Origin of the sequence: Actinoplanes oryzae (genome assembly GCF_030757795.1) — a bacterium.
Lineage (GTDB): Bacteria > Actinomycetota > Actinomycetes > Mycobacteriales > Micromonosporaceae > Actinoplanes.
Genome location: NZ_JAUQWH010000169.1, coordinates 1 through 19358, shown reverse-complemented (window position 1 = coordinate 19358; position 19358 = coordinate 1). Strand labels below are relative to the sequence as shown.

Annotated in this window: 14 protein-coding genes, 1 tRNA gene and 1 pseudogene; 8 read left to right on the top strand and 8 right to left on the bottom strand. The window is 70.9% G+C overall.

Annotated elements, in window-relative coordinates; translation table 11 throughout:
- Positions 1-209: 209 nt before the first annotated feature.
- Positions 210-280 (top strand) — tRNA-Gly (locus RBH18_RS36050).
- 482 nt (positions 281-762) lie between these two features.
- On the opposite strand, the gene RBH18_RS36045 is transcribed toward RBH18_RS36050, so the two are convergent.
- Positions 763-2898 carry a (Fe-S)-binding protein gene (locus tag RBH18_RS36045; protein WP_306214978.1) on the bottom strand — a complete coding sequence of 712 codons (2136 nt, stop codon included), beginning with the start codon at positions 2896-2898 and terminating at the stop codon, positions 763-765.
- A gap of 212 nt (positions 2899-3110) precedes the next feature.
- A complete protein-coding gene (locus RBH18_RS36040) occupies positions 3111-3374 on the bottom strand; it encodes a cell division protein CrgA (protein WP_305788543.1) in 264 nt (87 codons plus the stop codon).
- 185 nt (positions 3375-3559) lie between these two features.
- Here RBH18_RS36040 and RBH18_RS36035 point away from each other — a divergent pair, with 185 nt between their 5' ends.
- The 7 genes from RBH18_RS36035 to RBH18_RS36005 all read left to right on the top strand — a co-directional run bounded on the left by RBH18_RS36035 (position 3560) and on the right by RBH18_RS36005 (position 11182).
- Positions 3560-4369: a DUF881 domain-containing protein gene (locus RBH18_RS36035; protein ID WP_306214976.1), complete on the top strand. Its 810-nt coding sequence runs from the start codon at positions 3560-3562 to the stop codon at positions 4367-4369.
- The gene (locus RBH18_RS36030) at positions 4369-6738 is read left to right on the top strand and encodes a class E sortase (protein WP_306214979.1); all 2370 of its coding nucleotides are present in this window, start codon (positions 4369-4371) and stop codon (positions 6736-6738) included. The genes RBH18_RS36035 and RBH18_RS36030 overlap by 1 nt, the downstream gene beginning before the upstream one ends.
- 10 nt (positions 6739-6748) lie before the next feature.
- Complete coding sequence (locus RBH18_RS36025) at positions 6749-7018, top strand: hypothetical protein (protein WP_305788546.1); 270 nt, start codon at positions 6749-6751, stop codon at positions 7016-7018.
- The gene (locus RBH18_RS36020; protein WP_306214975.1) at positions 7015-7671 is read left to right on the top strand and encodes an aminodeoxychorismate/anthranilate synthase component II; all 657 of its coding nucleotides are present in this window, start codon (positions 7015-7017) and stop codon (positions 7669-7671) included. The genes RBH18_RS36025 and RBH18_RS36020 overlap by 4 nt, the downstream gene beginning before the upstream one ends.
- Positions 7672-7727: 56 nt before the next feature.
- Positions 7728-9065: a hemolysin family protein gene (locus tag RBH18_RS36015; protein ID WP_306214974.1), complete on the top strand. Its 1338-nt coding sequence runs from the start codon at positions 7728-7730 to the stop codon at positions 9063-9065.
- Positions 9058-10074 carry a hemolysin family protein gene (locus RBH18_RS36010; RefSeq protein WP_306214973.1) on the top strand — a complete coding sequence of 339 codons (1017 nt, stop codon included), beginning with the start codon at positions 9058-9060 and terminating at the stop codon, positions 10072-10074. Before RBH18_RS36015 ends, RBH18_RS36010 begins: the two co-directional genes overlap by 8 nt.
- A gap of 103 nt (positions 10075-10177) precedes the next feature.
- Positions 10178-11182 carry a LamG-like jellyroll fold domain-containing protein gene (locus RBH18_RS36005; RefSeq protein ID WP_306214972.1) on the top strand — a complete coding sequence of 335 codons (1005 nt, stop codon included), beginning with the start codon at positions 10178-10180 and terminating at the stop codon, positions 11180-11182.
- Here the strand turns inward: RBH18_RS36005 and RBH18_RS36000 are convergent.
- The 6 genes and pseudogenes from RBH18_RS36000 to RBH18_RS35975 all read right to left on the bottom strand — a co-directional run.
- On the bottom strand, positions 11169-12239 hold the full coding sequence (locus RBH18_RS36000; protein WP_306214971.1) for a threonine aldolase family protein: 1071 nt from the start codon (positions 12237-12239) through the stop codon (positions 11169-11171). The genes RBH18_RS36005 and RBH18_RS36000 overlap by 14 nt on opposite strands.
- A gap of 124 nt (positions 12240-12363) precedes the next feature.
- Positions 12364-14190: a Stk1 family PASTA domain-containing Ser/Thr kinase gene (gene pknB, locus RBH18_RS35995; RefSeq protein ID WP_306214970.1), complete on the bottom strand. Its 1827-nt coding sequence runs from the start codon at positions 14188-14190 to the stop codon at positions 12364-12366.
- Entirely contained in the window at positions 14187-15536 is a 1350-nt protein-coding gene (locus RBH18_RS35990) for a serine/threonine-protein kinase (RefSeq protein WP_306214969.1), read from the bottom strand. Before RBH18_RS35990 ends, pknB begins: the two co-directional genes overlap by 4 nt.
- Position 15537: 1 nt before the next feature.
- On the bottom strand, positions 15538-17040 hold the full coding sequence (locus RBH18_RS35985; protein WP_306214968.1) for a peptidoglycan D,D-transpeptidase FtsI family protein: 1503 nt from the start codon (positions 17038-17040) through the stop codon (positions 15538-15540).
- A complete protein-coding gene (locus RBH18_RS35980; RefSeq protein ID WP_306214967.1) occupies positions 17037-18488 on the bottom strand; it encodes an FtsW/RodA/SpoVE family cell cycle protein in 1452 nt (483 codons plus the stop codon). Before RBH18_RS35980 ends, RBH18_RS35985 begins: the two co-directional genes overlap by 4 nt.
- 83 nt (positions 18489-18571) lie before the next feature.
- Positions 18572-19358: pseudogene (locus RBH18_RS35975) on the bottom strand (protein phosphatase); the annotation flags it as partial.

Sequence of the window (19358 nt, the reverse complement as noted above, 5' to 3'; positions counted from 1 at the left end):
CCGACCGGCCCCACCCCCAGCCCACCAGGACCATCACCCTCGAACTAGTGACCACGGCACCAAGAACGTAGGCGCCGGCCGGGCACCGCGAACTGCGACCGCGTCGCGCTGCCAGGTCGGGAGGGGACTGGGCAGCGCCACGCCCAGCCGGCGCCTACCCAAGGCGGTCCCCCACTGCTCCCGCCAATCAGGTACAGTGGGGCCCGCCTGCGGGTGTAGTTCAATGGCAGAACATCAGCTTCCCAAGCTGACAGTGCGGGTTCGATTCCCGTCACCCGCTCGTCGGAGGAGGCCCGTGTCCGCGGAAAGCGCGGAGCGGGCCTCCTCGCCATTTTGCCGGGGGGCCGAGCCCCCCGAGCCCCCCACGGTGCGGTAGCTCGCGGTGAGTGGGGGTTGCGCTCGCGGACACTCTTGGAAGTGCCGGTGCGACCTGTGCAGTGAGTGGGTGGTTGCCCTTGCGCGCACTTTCGATTCCCGGTGGCGCTCCGGGCAGTGAGTGGGTGGTTGCCCCCTCGCGGACGCTCTCGATCCCCCCGGCGCGGTGAGCGGGTGCTTGCCATCGGGGCGCGCCTAGGGCCCCGTGCGGCGCGGCCCGATGAGCGGTGTCGGTCTTATGCGCGTGCGGTGTGTTGCGGTTAGTGGCGCACGACCGTCGCGTGCGGTGGCTGGCGGTGGGGCAGGCGGTGGACGTTGGGGCGGTGGAGGGCTGGGATGGCGAACGCCCGGCGGGTGGGGGCGCCGGGCGTTCGGTGGGGTGGTGGGTCAGGCGGGGGATTTTTCGGGTTTGATGCTTCGGAGGAGGACGCTGGCGACGTCGACGACTTCGACGTTGTCCTGCTCGCCCTTGCCGGTGACGCCGTCGCCGATCATGGTGTAGCAGAAGGGGCAGCCGACGGCGATGGTCTTGGCTCCGGTGGACAGGGCTTCCTCGGTGCGTTCGACGTTGATGCGCTTGCCGATCTTTTCCTCCATCCACATGCGGGCGCCGCCGGCGCCGCAGCAGAAGGAGCGTTCGGAGTTGCGGGGCATCTCGACGAGGTTGGCCGCTGCGCCCAGGACTTCGCGGGGGGCTTCGAAGACGCGGTTGTGGCGGCCCAGGTAGCAGGGGTCGTGGTAGGTCACGTCGCCCTCGATGGGCTGGACCGGGGTGAGTTTGCCCTCGGCGACCAGGTGCTGCAGGAGCTGGGTGTGGTGCACGACCTCGACCTTGAGGCCCAGTTGCTCGTACTCGTTGCCGAGGGTGTTGAAGCAGTGCGGGCAGGTGGCGACGATCTTCTTGACGCCGGCTTCCTGCAGCGTCTCGACGTTCTGCTGGGCGAGCATCTGGAAGACGAACTCGTTGCCGATGCGCCGCGCCGGGTCGCCGGAGCAGGTTTCGCCCTCGCCGAGGATGGCGAAGTCGACGCCGGCCTCGTGCAGCAGGGTCGCCACCGCCCGGGTGGTCTTCTTGGCCCGGTCCTCGAAGGCGCCGGCGCAGCCGACCCAGAACAGGTAGTCGAAGTCCGCCTCGCCGACCCGCTTGATCTCGAAGTCGAGGCCCTTGGTCCAGTCCTCGCGGGTGTTCTGCGGGGCGCCCCACGGGTTGCCCTTGTTCTCCAAGTTGCGCAGCATGACCCCGGCCTCGGCCGGGAAGCTCGACTCGATCAACACCTGGTAGCGGCGCATGTCGACGATGTGGTCGACGTGCTCGATGTCGACCGGGCACTGCTCGACGCAGGCGCCGCAGGTGGTGCACGACCAGAGGACGTCGGGGTCGATGACGCCGTTCTCGTCGGCACCGCCGATCAGGGGACGCTCGGCCTCGGCGAGGGCGAGCACGTCGACGCCGGCGAGCTGCTCCTGGGTCGCCTTTTCCTCACCGGTCAGGTCCTTGCCACCACCGGCGAGCAGGTAGGGCGCCTTCGCGTACGCGTGATCGCGCAGCGACAACACGAGCAGCTTCGGCGACAACGGCTTGGCCGTGTTCCAGGCAGGACACTGCGACTGGCAACGGCCGCACTCCGTACAGGTGGAGAAGTCGAGCAGACCTTTCCACGTGAACTGCTCGACCTGCGCGACGCCGAACTGGTCCTTCTCCGGGTCGGCCTCCTCGAAGTCCAGCGGCTTGCCCTCGCTCATCATCGGCTTGAGCGGGCCCAGGCCCGAGCCGGCCGGCTTCTCCGGGTTGCGCTTGAAGAAGATGTTGAAGAAGGCCAGGAAGCGGTGCCAGGCCACGCCCATCGTCACGTTGAGCGCGATGGTGATCAGCCAGCCCATCGAGATGAAGATCTTGACCAGGGCCACCCACGTCGGCCCGTCCTCGGCGGCGGGCAGCAGCGCGCCGACGCCGTGACTGACCGGGGTCGCCCAGGCCGGGTACTCGAAGGTGTCGTTGGCGACCTTGAACCCGCGGATCAGGAACCCGCAGATCAGGACCCCGACGATGATCGCCTCGACGAAGTAGCCCTGCCACATCGTCGAGCCCGTGAAGCGGCTGACCTTCTTCTTGCGGTCGCGCTGCCGCCGGTAGATGAGGTAGAGGATGCCGAGCAGGCCCAGCACGCCGATCCACTCGGTGACGAAGCCGTAGACCACCCAGTGGCCGATGATCGGCAGGCCGTGGGCCGGGTCGACGATCTCGAAGTAGGCCTCGACGACCAGCAGGAACAGGATCATGAAGGAGACCATCACGAACCAGTGCGCCGCGCCGACCGCACCCCACTTGAGCATCCGGGTGTGGCCCAGCGTCTCGACCAGCATGGTCTTCGTGCGGGTGCCCTTGTCGGTGAAGCGGGCCGGGTCCGGCTGACCCTGCCGGATCACTGCCGTCATCGAGATGACGGCGCGCACCGCGAGGACGACGGCCACGATCGTGATCGCGCCGGCCAGGACGGTGGCGACGATCTGAGCGACGCCCATCTGTGTTGTGCCTCCTCGGTCGGGGGTGCCGACCTATGTTACCCACCAGTAATCAGTAAGCGCGCGGAAGGAACCGAAAGCTCACCTCCGGGCCGGGCCAGGAGGTAAGCGCGCGGAGAAGCTGAAAGGCCCGGCCACGGAGGTAAGCGCGCGGAAAGCCGAAAGCGCACCCACGGGCCGGGCCCGGAGGTGCGCGGTCGGATCAGCGGGACTCAGCGCCAGCGCGAGAGGATCGCCAGCGAGGCGACCATGGAACCGAAGCCGACGAGCAGGTTCCAGTACTGCCACGACTCCACCGGCCAGCGCTGCTCGGAGAGGTAGTACACGACCAGCCACGCGATGCCGAAGACGATCAGGAAGACGGCCGTGATCGGCAGCCAGACCGGACTCGGCTTCTTCGACGCGGCCGTGACCGCGGGACGGATGTCCGTCGGCGGCGTGTAGACCTTCTTCTTGCGAACCTGTGACTTCGGCACGGTGCTCTCCTGAGGGCAACAAGTGGTGAACAACCCACCTCTGAGCGGCTCCGGGGACTCCGAAAGCTGCCCGTGGCGAATACTGTTCGATAGCTAGCGTAGTCAAGACGGCACGCGCACAGGCACCCGCCGGTGGCTTTTCGGTCACTGCAGGGTCACGGACATCCTCGGGGAGGAAGGCCGACGTGGAGTACACCACGGGGACGCCCTCGTGGCGACTTGTCATGCGCCGCGCCTTGAGCGCGTTGCGGCCACGGCGTCTGGGGCAGCGTCAGGGCGGCTGGGGGCTGGGCGTGCCATTGATCGCGCTCGCTGCCGGCCTGCTGTTCACGACCTCCGCCACCACCGCCGACGGCACGGCCCTGCGCGACGACCGGCGGCCGCAGCTGGCCCAGTTGATCGCGGACAAGCGTGAGCGGGTCGAGCAGCAGGACGAGCGCGCCTCGGAGCTGCTCGCCGAGGTCGACCGCGACTCCGCGAAGCTCGCCGACACGGACGCGCCGGTGAAGAAGGCCCGCGAGCGAGCCGACGCGCTGCGGCAGCAGGCGGGCTTCACCGATCTCGGTGGTCCCGGTCTCACCGTGACGCTCAACGACTCGTCCCGGCGGCCCGCGGACATGACCGGAGACGCCGTCCAGAACGACGATCTCGTCGTCCACCAGGGTGATGTTCAGGCGGTCGTGAACGCTCTCTGGGCTGGTGGGGCCGAGGCAATGTCAATCATGGATGTCCGTGTCATCTCCACGAGCGCGGTACGCTGTGTCGGCAACACGCTGCTGTTGCACGGCCAGGTGTTCTCGCCTCCTTTCAAGATCACGGCGATCGGCGAACCCACAGCTATGCGCCGAGCGTTGGAGTCCTCTGAAGGTGTTCAACAATTTCGGGACGCCGTCGCCGATTTCGGCCTCGGCTACACGGAGACCGTCGAGAGGAACGTGACTGTGCGGGCGTACGACGGGTCGAGCGACCTCCGATCCGCCGAGGTCACCGAGTGATGGTGCCGGAGACGGGCAACGGGGGGACTGCCGGATCCGGCCGGCACCGCGCGCCGGACGGCGACGCGCAGACAGCTTTCATCCCGCGGATCAGCGACGCCTCCCCGGACGGCGTACCGGGCGGGCCGCTCGATCCCCCGGTGGGCCTCGGCGGCACGTCGTGGCCGTCCGCACCGGGCGCGTCGGTGCCTGGCCGGCCGGTGTCCGCGGGCAGCGCCTCGGGCACCCCGGCCTTCGAGCCCCTGCCGAGCCGCCCGGGAGATCCGGCGCAGGCACAGCCGGTCGAGCCCGCCCAAGGGAAAGCCGAGCCCATGCAGGAGAAAGTCCTGCCTGCGCGGGAGAAGGCCGAGCCCGGGCGGGACAATGCCGAGCCCGGGCAGGGGAAGCCCGAGTTCGCGCAGGGAAGAACAGCGGAGCCCGCGCAGGGCAGGCCGCAAGCCCCGGCAGTGGACCCCGTCGTGGCCAAGGCAGCCGCGGCCGCTCGCGCCCGGTCAGGAGCTTCCCCGGTACGCCCGAGCACGCCCGCGAACAACGACTTCACCTTCTTCACCGGCGCCCAGGGCGCACCGGCCCCGGCAACCGACCCGGCATCGGCCTGGCCAAGCAGTCCCGCCCCGGCAGCCGAGCCGGCATCGGGTTGGCCCAGCAGTTCCGCGGCCGAGCCGGCATCGGGTTGGCCCAGCAGTTCCGCTTCGGCGTCGCCGGGCATCCCGGCCGTGGCCCGAACGAGTGAAAACCCGTCGGCGAACGGCAATGCTCCGGTCAGCGGCAACGGCCCGAGCGGCGCCGGCTCCCCGGCCTGGCCGAGCAGGACGCCGGCTGACGGGACGGGCGCCTTCGACGAGCTGCCCGCCGACAACTATCGGCGCGGCCGCCGCCGGGCAAGTGAGCCGCAGGAACAGCCCGCCGACAGCTGGAAGCAGGACAACCACGCCCACGGCTGGCAGCCGGACAGCCGCCCGGCAGACGCCCAGCGCGCGCTGCAGGAGCGTGGCAACGGCCGCCCGGAGGGGACGTTCCAGGAACAGGGCGACCCGGGCCGCCCCGGTGACATCGCCGCGTGGGCCACGGCCAGGGACACCGGCGCCTGGGACCGGCAGGACGTGCGCGTCGACCGCTCCGACCCCCGCACCGCGGCGCCGAGCCTCGACCCGGCCGCCTGGCAACGCCCCACGACGACCGCCGGCGCCGCAGTGCATGCCAGCCCCGCGACCAACGCCGGCCCCGCGACGACTGTCGGCCCCGCAGCGACGAGCCCGGGCCCGGCCGCGACGACTGTCGGCCCCGCAGCGACAAGCCCGGGCCCCGCCATGAACGCCAGCCCCGCCGTGAACGCAGGCCCCGGCATGAACGCAGGCCCGGCCATGAACGCCAGCCCCGCCGAGACGGCGGTGATCCGGACGGCGGACGCGCCCACAGGACTACTTCCGGCCGTACCCAAGAAGGTCGGACCAGCCACCAACCAGGAGACGAACGCGGCCGTGCACACCCCCCTGCCCGACGGGAAAGACGGCAAGGACAAGGGCACGGCCTCCGTCGCGGCCGCCGCGATCGGCCTGCCGAGGGGCGGTGACGAGCCGGTCGAGGAGGACAAGCCCAAGCGCGGCGAGAAGGTCGTCAAGCTGCGCCCCGAGCAGACCGAGGCCGGCTACAAGAGCGTCTACTCGGAGCTGACCCGGCCGACCCTCGGCTCGCGGATCCGCGCCGCCGTGCGCGTCTCCGGCGAGCTGATGATCACGTTCGGGCTGGTGGTGCTGCTGTTCGCCGGGTACGAGGTGTTCGGCAACTCGGCGAAGGTCGAGAACGAGCAGGACACCCTGGCGCAGCAGCTCGACGAGGAGTGGAACGACCCGACCGTCGCGCCGAGCGGGCCCGCGAAGGCCGCGCCCGCGGCGCCCGGGGAGGGGAAGATCGGGCGGCTCTACATTCCGAAGCTGGACATGAAGTGGGTCGTCGTCAACGGCGTGCGGCCGCAGGACATCCGGTACGCCCCCGGGCACTACCCGGACACGGCGCTGCCCGGGCAGGTGGGCAACTTCTCCGTGGCCGGCCACCGGATCCGCAAGATCTTCTGGCGGCTGGACGAGCTGCACGAGGGCGACGTGATCGGCGTCGAGACCCGCACGAACTGGTACGTCTACAAGGTCAGCTCGAGCGAGGTCGTCAAGCCGACCGCGGTCCAGGTCGTCGCGCCCGTCCCCGACCAGCCGGGCAAGAAGCCGACGAAGGCGATGCTGACCCTGACCACGTGCAACCCGAAGTTCAACAACTATCAGCGGCTCATCGTGCACGCCGAGCTCGTCCAGACGCTCAAGCGCGACGCCAAGCTGCCCGACGCCGGCAAGCCCGCGGAACTCACGAAGGCCTGAGGAACGATCTGTGTACGCCTGGATCTGGCGCAAGCTGCCCTTCGGCCTCTGGGGCAAGCTGACGGGCTCGATCGTGCTCGCCGTCGCGGTCATGTCCCTGCTCTGGTACGTCGTCTTCCCCTGGGCGACGCCGCTGCTGCCCTTCGACGACGTGCAGGTCGGCACCGAGCAGACCGAGCAGCAGGACCCGAACGCGGTCATCCCCGGCGACGAGGGTCCGGACGAGATCCCCTACCCGGTCGACTCCAACAACCCCCACCCGTCGGAGAGCCCCCGATGAACGCTCGCATCCTGGTGATCGACAACTACGACTCGTTCGTCTTCAACCTCGTGCAGTATCTCGGCCAGCTCGGCGCCGAGTGCGAGGTGCGGCGCAACGACGAGATCTCGGTGGCCGACGTCGCCGGGTTCGGCGCGGACGGCATCCTGCTGTCCCCCGGGCCGGGCGAGCCGCAGCAGGCCGGCATCATGCTCGACGTCATCCGCGAGTGTGCGGGCCAGGTTCCCATGTTCGGCGTGTGCCTCGGCCACCAGGCGATCGGAGCGGCGTTCGGCGCCACGGTCACCCGGGCGCCGGAGCTGCTGCACGGCAAGACGTCGGCGGTGCTGCACCAGGGCGACGGAGTGCTCGCCGGGCTGCCCGATCCGTTCACGGCAACCCGCTACCATTCGCTGGCCGTGGTCCCGGAGACGTTGCCGGCGGAGATCGAGGTCACCGGGCGTACGGAATCGGGTGTGGTCATGGCCATGCGCCACCGCACGCTGCCGATCGAGGGTGTGCAGTTCCACCCCGAATCGGTCCTCACCGAGGGCGGCCACACGATGCTGGCCAACTGGCTCGCCGGTTGCGGTTTCCCGGAGGCCCGGGAGCGCGCGCCCGAGCTGGCGGCCGAGGTGGAGGCCCGCCGCAGATCGGCATTCGCCGACGCGTAACGGGGGAGGCGCAGACCGTCCGGTTCCGGCACAATAGGGGCCGAGGTGAACCGATCATGGACGGCCTGCTCCTGACCGCGGTGCTGCCGCTGGCGGCCTTCGCGCTGCTCACGGCGGGCAACGCCTTCTTCGTGGCCGCCGAGTTCGGGCTCGTCACGGTGGACCGGGTCAAGATCGGTGCGCGCGCCGACGCGGGCGACCGCCGGGCGGCGACCGTGCGGCACGCGCTGCACGAGCTGTCGTTCCAGCTGTCCGGCACGCAGCTCGGCATCACGCTCACCACGGTGCTGACCGGCTATCTGGCGGAGCCGGCGCTGTCCCGGCTCTTCACCCCGGCCATCGAGCCGCTGGCCGGCGGGCACACCGAGACGGTCACGCACGTGCTCGCCCTGGTGCTGGCGACGCTGGTGTCGATGCTGTTCGGGGAGCTCGTACCGAAGAATGCGGCCCTGGCCCGGCCGATGCGCGTCGCGCTGACCACGGCTGCCCCGCTGCGGGCCTTCTCCCAGCTGTTCAAGTGGCTGATCAGCGCCCTGAACGGCTCGGCGAACTGGCTGGTCCGCCGGCTGGGCATCGAGCCGCAGGAGGAGCTGGCCAGCGCGCGGTCGCCCGAGGAGCTGGGGCTGCTGGCGGCGATCAGCGCCCGGGCCGGTGCGCTGCCGGCCGAGACGGCGACGCTGCTGCGCCGCACGATCCGCTTCGGCGAGAAACGGGCCGCCAAGGCGATGACGCCACGCGTCGACGTGGTCGGGCTCAAGACCACGGCGAGCGTCGCGGATCTGCTGAGGGTCGCGCGCGAGACGGGACACACCCGCTTCCCCGTGTACGAGTCCACGCTCGACCTCGTCGTCGGCGTCGCGGGCGTGTCGGACGCTCTGGGCGTACCCCTGGATCGCAGGGCGACCACCCGGGTGGCGGCGGTGGCGCGCGAGCCGGTGTACGTGCCGGAGAGCCTCAGCCTCGACAAGGTGCTGAGCGCGTTGCGGGCCGCCGGGGCGGACCTCGCGATCGTCGTCGACGAGTACGGCGGGACGGACGGCGTGGTCACCGTCGAGGACCTGATCGAGGAGCTGGTCGGGGAGATCGCCGACGAGCACGACTCGGACTTCGCCGACGCGGGCAGCGTGGAGCTGACGGCGCCGGACGGCGGGCGGACGTTCCTGGTCGACGGGCTGCTGCGCGAGGACGAGCTGGCCGAGCAGACGGGGTTCCGGCTGCCCGAGGGCCCGTACGAGACGCTCGCCGGCTTCCTGCTCGCCAAGCTCGGCCACATCCCGGTCGCCGGGGAGTCGATCGAGGACGAGGGCTGGGAGTTCACCGTGCGGAAGGTGGACCGGCACCGCATCGAGCAGGTCCGGGTCGTCGCCCCGGCGCCGGAGCCCGCCGATGACTGAGCTGCTGGTCACGGTTCTGCTGCTGGCGGGCAACGCGTTGTTCGTGGGTGGCGAGTTCGCCCTGATCGCGTCGCGGCGGACCGCCCTGGAGCCGCTCGCCGAGACGTCCCGGCCGGCCCGCTGGGCCCTGTCCGCGATGAACCAGATCCCGCTGATGATCGCGGGCGCGCAGCTGGGCATCACCATCTGCTCGCTCGGGCTGGGCGCGATCGCCGAGCCGGCGCTGGCTCACCTGCTGGAGGGCCCGTTCACGGCCGTGGGCATGCCCGAAGACGCCGTGCACCCGGTCGCGTTCGTGCTGGCGCTGGTCGTGGTGGTGTTCCTGCACACGGTCATCGGCGAGATGGTCCCGAAGAACATCACCCTGGCGGGCCCGGAACGCTCGGCGCTCCTCCTCGGCCCGTTCATGCTGGCCTTCTGTACGGCCACCCGCCCGATCCTCACGGCGATGCGCTGGGCCGCCCGGACGGTCCTCGGGCTGTGGAAGGTCGAGGCGACCGACGCCGTGCAGACCGTGTTCACCGCGGACGAGCTGGCCGGCATGGTCACGCAGGCCCGGGCGGAGGGGCTGCTCGGCACCGAACAGTACGAGCGGATCCACGCGGCCCTCGGCCTCAACGACCGGCAGGCGGCGGACCTCCTCAAGCCGTGGGCGCAGGTGACCACCGTGGCCGACGACGCCTCGCCCGCCACGATCGAGGCCGTGGCCACGCGCAGCGGACGGTCCCGCTTCCCCGTGGTGCAGCGCGAGTCCCGGCGCGTGCTCGGCTTCGTGCACGTCAAGGACGTGCTCGGCTATCAGGGGGCGCAGCGCCGGCTGCCGATCCCGGCGGAGATCGTCCGGCCGCTGGCCGTGGTGCCGCCCGACCGCAACGTCGCCGATCTGCTGCTCACGATGCGCCGCGAGCGCAGGCACATCGTGCTGGTCAGCGACGGCCGGCGGCCGCTGGGCGTGATCGCGCTCGACGACGTGCTGCACGCGGTGGTGGGCGAGCCGGCGGTGGGCTGAGTCCCCGCCGATCGGGCTACCGCTATGGAGTGCTTTCCACCACTTTTGCGCCGATCCGGAGTTTGGACTTAACACTTAATGCCGCCATTTGGACAATAGCCGCATGTACGACACTCGCCGGTCATGGTTCAGCCCGTTCGGTGCGCTGGCGACCATCGCAATCCTGAGCACCACCCTCCTCTCCGCCGGCCACTTCGCCGAGCCCAGCGAGGCCGCCCCGCGACAGCAACGCACGGCTTCCAGCGAGCCCGGCGACACCGCCCCGCGACAGCGCACGGCCTTCACCGAGCCTGGCGACGCCGCCCCGCGACAGCGCACGGCTTCCAGTGAGCCCGGCGACACCGCCCAGCGGCAGGCCCGCACGGCCTCGGGCGAGCCCACGCCCCGGCCCTCCGCCGGGGTGCTGAGCAGCGACACCACCGGGTTCGCCAGCCAGGTCCGGACCAGCAAGATCGGCACCGCGCGCGGCTCGGTCTCGATCCGCTACACCTTCGACGGCGGCGTGAACCGCCCGATCACCGACACCCACGGCGGCTACCTGCTGCGGCCCCACGTGCAGAACGGCGGCACCCTGAGCCTGGTCCGCCAGGGCAAGGGCTTGGCCGTGCAGTACCCGAACCGCTGCACCCTGGTCCGCGAGCGCGAGTGCCCCCGCGCGATCCTGCAGGGCCTGCGCGACGACAGCCTCAACCCGGGCACCCGGCCCATGCGCTACGGCGCCTCGATCCGCATGACCCACAGCGACCTCGCCGACGGCGCGAACGTCTTCCAGAAGGGCTACTCGGTCGGCGGCGGCAGCCAGTTCAAGCTCCAGGTCGACCACACCCAGGGCCATCCGAGCTGCGTGGTGGCCGGCCGGTCCCGGATGATCTACCGCGCCGAGCCGCGCGTCGACGTCGCCGACGGCAAGTGGCACACCCTCACCTGCGCCCGCAGCGCCAACCGCCTCTCGCTCATCGTCGACGGCGTCGAGCGCGCCGCGGTCCCCGTGCCCAAGAACCTTTCCATCGCCAACGCCGAGCCGCTGCGGGTGGGCGGCAAGGGCGCCGGCAAGGGCAACGACCAGTACGCCGGCCAGATCGACGACGTCTTCCTCATGATCGGCTGAGCTCCTCCCGGATCACCGCCGCGAACGCGTCCACGTCCGCCTCCGTGGTGTCGAAGGCCGTCATCCAGCGCACCTCGCCCGTCGCGCGGTTCCAGTCGTAGAACGGCACCTTCCCGCGGATGCGGTCCGCCGCCTCCCGGGGCAGCACCGCGAACACGGCGTTGGCCTGCGTCGGACGGCTGAAGCTCAACCCGGTGACCTCCCCCGCGGCGATCGAGCGCTCGAGGGCCGCGCGCAGCCGGGCCGCCATGGCGTTGGCGTGCCCGGCCGAGCGCAGGTAGAGATCGTCCGCGAAGAGCGCCAGCAGTTGCGCGCTGACGAAGCGCATCTTCGACGCCAGCTGCATGGTGAGCTTGCGGAGATAGCTCAACCCCTGCACGGCGGACGGGTCGAGCACGATGACCGCCTCGCCGTAGAGCAGGCCGTTCTTGGTGCCCCCGAAGCTCAGCACGTCCACGCCCGCGTCGGTCGTGAAAGCCCGCAACGGTACGCCCAGAGCAGCGGCCGCATTCGCCACGCGCGCGCCGTCCATGTGCAGCGTCATGCCCTTGGCGTGGACATGGTCGGCGAGGGTGCGTACCTCGTCGGGGGTGTAGAGCGTGCCCAGCTCGGTGGTCTGGGTGATGCTCACGGCGAGTGGCTGGGCCCGGTGCTCGTCGCCCCATCCCCACGCCTGCCGGTCGACGAGCTCGGGCGTGAGCTTGCCGTCCGGGGCGTCGACGGTCAGCAGCTTCAGCCCGCCGACCCGCTCAGGGGCGCCGTTCTCGTCGGTGTGCAGGTGCGCCGTGCTCGTCGTGACCACGGCACCCCAGCGCGGCAGCAGCCCGGTGAGCGCCACGACGTTCGCCCCGGTGCCGTTGAAGACGGGGAAGACCTCGGCCCGCCCGCCGAAGTGCTCCCGGACGACCTCGGCCAGCCGCTGGGTGTAGACGTCCGACCCGTACGAGACCTGGTGTCCGCCGTTGGCCTCGGCGATCGCCGCGAGCACCTCGGGATGCGCGCCGGCGTAGTTGTCGCTGCCGAACCCGCGCCACGTCACGTCATGAAGCCTGGTCATGCTCGAAGGCTAACCAGCACGAAGCCCGGCCACCGACCTGCGGTGACCGGGCTCTCGCAGTGCTACCGCGCGTTGCCGAAACCTCGAGAAGCCGCGCCTTTCGACAAGGTGGGCCGCGCGAGTCTCAGCCGAAGAGGCCGCCGACGCCGGTGCCGTCCCCGTCACCGCCGCCGTCGCCGCCGTCGTCCGGCGGGGTCGAGCCGCTCGGGTCGGGCTCGGGCGACGAGGGGTCGGGCTCCGGCTCCTGCTCGGCGATGACCGTCAGCGTGATCGTCGTCGACTTGCCGCGCTTCTGGCCGGCACCGGGAGTCTGGGCGACCACCGTGCCCGCCTCGCCCTCCTGGTTCGACTCCTGCTCCTTGATGTTCGTGAAGCCCTTCTCCTCGAGCAGGGCCCGGGCCACCTCGAGCTGCTTGCCCTTGACGTCGGGAATCTCCACGAGGTTGCCGCGCGACACCGAGACCGTGATCTCCGTGCCCGGCTCGACCTGCTCGCCCTCCTTCTCGACGTCGACGACACGTCCCTCCTCGGAGGCGCTGTCGACGCGCTGGACGTCGGCGACGAGCCCGACTCCCTTCAGCGCCTCGACGGCCGCGTCCTCGGAGCCGCCCTCGAGGTTGGCGGGCACGCGGACCTTCTCCGGGTCCTTGCACGGGATCAGCGTGATCTGCTGGTCGTAGGTGACCTGCGTGGTGGCGACCGGCTCCTGCCGGAGCACCGTGTCGGCGCAGTTCTTCTGTTCCTCGGCGGTGCCCTCGACCACGTTGGTGAAGCCGGCTTTGTTGAGCGAGTCGAGGGCGTCCTTCAGCTTGTCGCCGGTGACCGCGGGCAGCGCGATCGTCGTGGGCGCGTCGCCGCCGTCGTCGCCGTTGCTGTTGGCCAGGACGAGACCGATGCCCAGCGCGATCACCGTGAGCACGCCCAGGGCGGCCAGCGCGGCCATCACCCAGGACGAGTTCTTGCGCTGCGGCTGGACCACCGGCCGGGCGCCGGTCGTCGAGTTCGGGATGGCGCGGGTCATGGCCGTGGGCGCCTGGGCACCCATCATGCCGCCGGTCATCGCCATGGTCTCGGCCTCGGTCATCACCGCGGGGGCCATGACCGGGCGGCCCGCCACGGCGCGCAGGGCGTCGGCGCGCATCTCCTGGGCGCTCTGGTAGCGGTTGAGCGGGTTCTTGGCGAGCGCCTTGAGGACGATCGCGTCGACCTCCGGCGGCACCTCGTGGTTGATGTCGCTCGGGGCGCGCGGCGTCTCGCGTACGTGCTGGTAGGCGACGCTGACCGGGCTGTCACCGACGAACGGCGGGTGACCCACCAGCAGCTCGAAGAGCACGCAGCCGGCGGCATAGACGTCGGAGCGGGCGTCGACGGACTCGCCGCGCGCCTGCTCGGGCGACAGGTACTGCGCCGTGCCGATGACCGCGCTGGTCTGCGTCATCGTGGTGGCGCCGCTGGCCAGGGCCCGGGCGATGCCGAAGTCCATCACCTTGACCTGCCCGTTGGCCGTGATCATCACGTTGCCGGGCTTGATGTCGCGGTGGATGATCCCGTGCCGGTGGCTGAACTCGAGCGCGGCGCAGATGTCCGCGATGATCTCGAGCGCCCGGCGGGGCGGGATGCGCTGCTGCGCGGCCAGCTCGTCCTTCAGCGTGTGGCCGCTGACGAACTCCATGACGATGAACGGCTGCCGCTCGCCGGTGGCCGACGTCTCCTCGCCGGTGTCGTAGACAGCCACGATCGCGGGATGGTTGAGAGCCGCCGAGTTCTGCGCCTCGCGCCGGAACCGCTCCTGGAACGTGGCGTCCCGCGCCAGGTCGGACCGCAGCATCTTGATGGCCACGTCGCGGCCCAGCCGGAGGTCGCGACCCCGGTGCACCTCGGCCATGCCGCCGTAACCCAGCAGCTCGCCGACCTGATACCTGCCACCGAGCAGGCGGGCCTGCGCCGTCATAACGTCTGTCGTCCTTCGGTCGCCGGGATACGGCTGGGCGGAACGCCAGCCTGCTTCGTAAGACGGTACGACGCCACCGTGGTGTGCGGTTCGGCCGCGCCCAGGGCATTCGTGTTTCCCTGCTTGAGCAGGAACGAGATCACGCCCGCGCAGAGCAGGACGAGCAGCGCGAGCACCACGGCGAGCACGATGAGCACCTGGCGCCCGCCCGAGCCGTCACCCTGCTTGGGCGTCGCCTGCGGATGCGGCATGGCCGGGGCGCCCGGATGCCGGTAGGGCTGCTGCTGTTGCTGCGCCGGGGGCACCGAGGCCGCGCCGCGGGCGCCCTGGCCGCCGGAGACGGGCCGGGGCACGGGCGGGTACGGCACCCGCGCCGCGCCCGAGCCGGGATACTGCGAGCTGCCGGACGTGGGCGCGCCCGACTGCGGCCGGTTGACCGCGGGACCGCCGGAATGCGGACGGTTGACCGCCGGGCCGCCGGAGTGCGGGCGGACCGACCCGTTGACGGCTGGCTGATGCACCTGGGTGTTGATGGACGACGCCGCCTGGCGCGCCACGGCGGCCATCGCGGCGGCGGTCGGCCAGCGGGTGCCCGGGTCCTTGGCCATGGCCCGGTCCACGATCGCGCGCACCGCGGGCGGGATGTCGGCGGGCAGCGGGCGCGGGTGCTCGCGGACGTGCTTCATCGCGATCTCTATCGGCGTCGCCCCGTCGAAGGGGCGGTGGCCGGAGAGACACTGGTACGCGACGACACCCAGCGCGTACACGTCGGAGGCCGGGGTGGCCACCGCGCCGGAGGCCTGCTCCGGGGAGATGTAGGACGCCGTGCCGAGCACCGAGCCGGCGACCGTCAGCTGGCCGACCAGCGCCGAGCGGGCGATGCCGAAGTCGGTCAGGACCAGCGTGCCGTTGGGGCGTACGAGCAGGTTGCCGGGCTTGACGTCGCGGTGCACGATCCCGTTCGCGTGCGCGGCCTGCAGCGCGTCGGCGGCCTGGGCGACCAGCGCCATCGTCCGCGCCGGGGTGAGCCGGCCGACGCGGCTGAGCGTGCGGGACAGGGCGTCGCCCTCGACGTACTCCATGACCAGGAAGGCGAGCTGCTGGTCGCTGCCGTAGTCGTAGACGTCGACCACGCCGGGGTGATTGATGGTGGCCATGGTCCTGGCCTCGCCGCGGAAGCGCTCGGCGAAGCCGGGCTCGTCCAGCAGCGCGGGCAGCAGGATCTTGACGGCAACCGTCCGGCCCAGCACGTCGTCCGTGCCACGCCACACGTCCCCCATGCCGCCGCCGGCGATCCGCTCGTCCAGGCGGTACCGGCCACCGAGGGTCACCCCAGGGCTGATCACGTCAGTCCCCTCCCCCTCCGGCAGCCGCCTTCATGATGAGTCCGGCGATGCGGGCGGCCTCGCCGCTCACGCTGCTGCCGTCCGCGTTCTCCAGCATGACGCACGCGGCCGAGACCGCCTCGCCCTTGTCGTTGTACGCGAAGCCGATGAACCACGCGTGCGGGTTGGCATTGGGACCGTTTTGCGCCGTGCCGGTCTTGCCGCCCACCGTGTAGCCGTCGATCCGCGCCCGCCGACCGGTGCCGTTCTCGACGACGCTGACCATCATGTCCTTGAGGTCGTTCGCGACCGTGCCGTTGACCGGGGTGCGCAGCGTCTTGGGCGAGGCGTTGTAGATCGGCCGCCGGTCCGCGTTGAGCTCCTGCTGCACCAGGTACGGCCGCATCTGCTTGCCGCCGTTGGCCACCGTGGCGGCCATCAGGGCGCCCTCCATGACCGTCATCCGGACGTCCTTCTGCCCGATCGACGACTGGGCGAGGGCGGCCTGGTCGGTGCTGCCGTCCGCGTTCTGCATCGCACCGGTGTGGCTGGTGGCGACCGGCAGGCCCGAGCCGTCCAGGTTGCCGACGGTCAGGTCGTCCTGCTCGAAACCCCAGTCCTGGGCTTCCTTCTTCACCTTGTCGGCGCCGAGCTTGACGCCCAGCTGCGCGTACCCCGTGTTGCAGCTGGTCGTGAGCGCTTCCTTGAGAGTGACCTGCGAGCTGGCGCAGGTCTCCGACTCGGCGTTGTGGATCGGCGCACCGGAGCCGGGGGCGGTGTACTCGTCGCCGGCCTCGATCTCGCTCTCCTGCGAGTAGCCGTTCTTGAGCGCCGCCGCCGACACGATCACCTTGAAGGTCGACCCCGGCGGGTAGGTCTCCGCGACGCTCCGGTTGAGCAGCGGGTTGTCCTTGTCCTTGATCAGCTTGTTGTACGCCTCCGCGGCCGCCTTGGTGCTGTGGCTGGCCAGCGGGTTGGGGTCGTAGCTGGGCATCGAGACCATCGCCTGCACCGCGCCGGTCCGCGGGTCGATCGCGATCGCCGACCCCTTCTCGGCGCCGCGCTCGTTGTCGTTCATCTCTTTCCAGGCGACTTCCTGCGCCTTGGGCTTCAGCGTCAGGATGATGTTGCCGCCGCCCGGCTGGTCGCCGGTGAACATGGAGCTCACCCGGTCGGCGAAGAGCTTGTCGCTGGCGCCCGAGAGGAACTCGTCCTCGCTGCGCTCGATGCCGACCTCGCCGAGGTTGACCGGCTTGTAGCCGACCACCGGGGCGTACATCTGCTTCTCCGGGTACGTCCGGAGGTACTTGAGGGCGTCGTCGGTCAGCTTGCTCTCGGCGAGGGCCTGGCCGCCCGCCTCGATCGTGCCGCGGGGCACCTCGTACTCGGCGACCTGGACGCGGCCGTTCCAGTCGCTGTTCCGGTACTTGTCCGCTTTGTACGCCTGGACCCAGTTGAGGTTGGCGAACAAAAGGGCGAAGAGCACGATGATGACCACGCCGGCCTTGCGCAGTGGGGCGTTCACGGCTTGATCACCTCCGTCATGGCGCCGTGCAGCTGCACCGGCGGTTGCTTGGGACCGGGCTGGTTGGCCGGGCCGCCCGTCACCGGGCTGCGGGACGCGTCGGAGATCCGCAGCAGCATGGCGATCAACAGCCAGTTGGCCATGAGCGACGAACCGCCGGCGGACAGGAACGGGGTGGTCTGGCCGGTCAGCGGGATCAGCCCGGTGATGCCACCCAGGATGACGAAGACCTGCAAGCCGAGCGTGAACGCCAGGCCGCCGGCGACCAGCTTGCCGAACGAGTCGCGGACGCCCAGGGCGGCCCGCAGGCCCCGCTCGACGATCAGCAGGTAGCAGACGAGCAGGGCGGAGAGCCCGAAGAGCCCGATCTCCTCGCCCAGGCCGGCGTAGATGAAGTCGGTCTGCACCTCGGGGACGAACCGGGGCGACCCGTTGCCGGGACCCGAGCCGAACAGGCCGCCGGTGCCGAGCCCGAGCAGGCTCTGCACGAGCTGGTAGCTGCCGCCGGCCCGGTTGTAGTTCGCGTCGTCGAAGGGGTGCAGCCACACCGAGGCGCGGTCGTAGAAGTTGGCGAACGGGCCGCCGACCGAGGCGCCGAGCAGATAGGCCACGTAGACGCCGCCGAAGAACATCAGCAGGCCGATGATCAGCCAGCTCGCGCGCTCGGTGGCCACGTACAGCGTGACGACGAAGAGGCCGAAGTAGAGCAGGGCCGTACCGAGGTCCTTCTCGAAGACCAGGACCAGCAGGGAGAGCAGCCAGACCGTGACGACCGGGCCGAGGTCGCGCCCCCGGGGGAAGTCGAGGCCGAGGAAGCGCCGGCTGGCCAGGGAGAGGACCTCGCGCTTGCGCACCAGGTAGTACGCGAAGAAGGAGACCAGGGCGATCTTGGCGAACTCGCCGGGCTGGATCGAGAAGGAGCCGATCCGGATCCACAGGCGGGCGCCGTTGATCTCCGAGATGCTGGCGGGCAGGATCGCCGGGATCATCACGAGCACGATGCCGGTCAGGCCCAGCGTGTACGCGTACCGCGAGATGACCTTGTGATCCCGGATGACCAGCAAGAGCACCGACGCCAGGATGAGCGAGATCAGCGTCCAGGCCAGCTGACGGCCGCCGAGCCCGCCGAAGATGCCCGGCACATCGAGCTTCTTGGCCTGGGCGTCGCCGATGTCCAGCCGGCGCAGGAAGCCGATGCCCAGCCCGTTGAGCAGGGCGACCGCCGGGATCAGCACCGGATCGGCATAGGGCGCGACGAAGCGCACCACCGTGTGCAGGCCGAGGAACAGCGCACTGAGCAGGGCGGCCGGCACCCAGAACGTCGACGAGACCTTGTCGAGCTGGTTGGACTCCACGACGGCGGCGTAGATCGCCACGATGATCATGGCAAGGGCGAGCAGGCCCAGCTCCGCGTTGCGTCCCGTCTTCGTGCCCGAGACGCGCGGCATCTCACCCGTGGGTGCGGGTGTGGGAGCCGGAAGGGCGGGCGCGGTCAAGAAAGCAGTCCCCAGACTTCGGTCGGGCGCGGCGCTCAGTCGACGGGCCGGCACCCGACCGGGTCGCTGGTGACCGGCGGTGTCGGTTCCGAAGGCTGGGCGTCCGGCGAGGTGGAGGGCACGGAGTCAGGTGTCGAGGTGGCACCGGCCTTGGCGGAAGCCGACGAGGCACCGGCCCTGACAGAGGCCGACGCCTTCCCCGCGGAGGGAGTGGCCGTGGCGGAGGGCGACGGGCTCTCCGTCGGCGCCGCGCACACGGGCTTGAGATTGGGGTTGGACGCGTCCTCGCTGGTCAGCTCGAGCAGCCGGCGCTGGGCGTCGGTCTTGCTGTCCGCGTGGATGCCCTGCTTGACCCGGTCCTGCGCGACCGTGGTCAGGTCGTCGAGGCTGGCGGGGCTGGTCTCGGCGACGGTCGAGAGGTCGAGCCCGGCGATCTGCCCGGGCACGCCCTGGAAGACGGCGAGCTGGCCCGCGTCCGTCGCGCCGACGTAATACTGGTCCTGGGTGTAGCGATAGCCCAGATAGAGCCCGCCGCCGAGCACGCCGAGCAGCAGCAGGGCCAGCAGGCTGGTCCGCACCGGGTGACGCTTGGGCTGCGGCTCCGGCTCCGGCTGCTCGTAGGCGCTGGCCTCGGGCTGGGACGGGCGCGGCGCCTGCAGGGCGGCCGCGCGGGCCGCCGCGCTGGAGCTGTCGGCGACCGTCGAGTTGCCCCTGTCCCGGGCGGCCGCGCCACCCACGATGGGCGCCTGCTCGACGAAGGCGTCGGTCGCGTCCGCGATCACCACGGTGATGTTGTCGGGGCCGCCGCCGCGCAGCGCGAGC